We start from the raw sequence: 392 nt of genomic DNA, 5'->3' as shown, positions 1-392 counted from the left end.
CTCGCGTGCGAGCACCTGCTCCCAATGCCCCAGCGACACCGCGAGCTCTCCGCGCGCGGACGAAAGGATGGCGGCGGCACGGTGCCACGCCACGTCCCGCACCCGGCCCTCCGCCGAGCGCAGGTGACGCGACGCCGCCTCCTCGTTGCCCAGGCGCGAGTGCATCTCCGCGGCGAAGAGGGCCAGCTCTCCATCCTCGGGCCGCAGCGAGCACGCCTGCTCCAGCAACTCGAGCGCCTCCAGCGGCCGGCTCAGCTCCTCCAGCGCGCGGCACAGCGTGCGCGCGGGCGCGGCGTTGCGCGCACCGAAGCGCTGGAAGCGGTCCGTCACGAAGTCCAGCGCGCGCGCCGTCTCTCCTCGCGCCTGGGCCGCCACGAAATAGCTCCAGGCAT

The 392-nt window shown here is 74.0% G+C and carries 1 protein-coding gene; it reads right to left on the bottom strand.

The genetic code is table 11. From position 1 onward, the window contains the following. A partial coding sequence (locus tag D7Y04_RS44945) for a tetratricopeptide repeat protein (RefSeq protein WP_199749854.1) occupies positions 1-392 on the bottom strand: 392 nt, incomplete at both ends.

It is taken from the genome of Corallococcus sp. AB038B (assembly GCF_003668955.1).
Lineage (GTDB): Bacteria > Myxococcota > Myxococcia > Myxococcales > Myxococcaceae > Corallococcus > Corallococcus exiguus.
The sequence above is the reverse complement of the archived record's forward strand: the minus strand, read 5'-3'. Positions and strand labels throughout refer to the sequence as shown.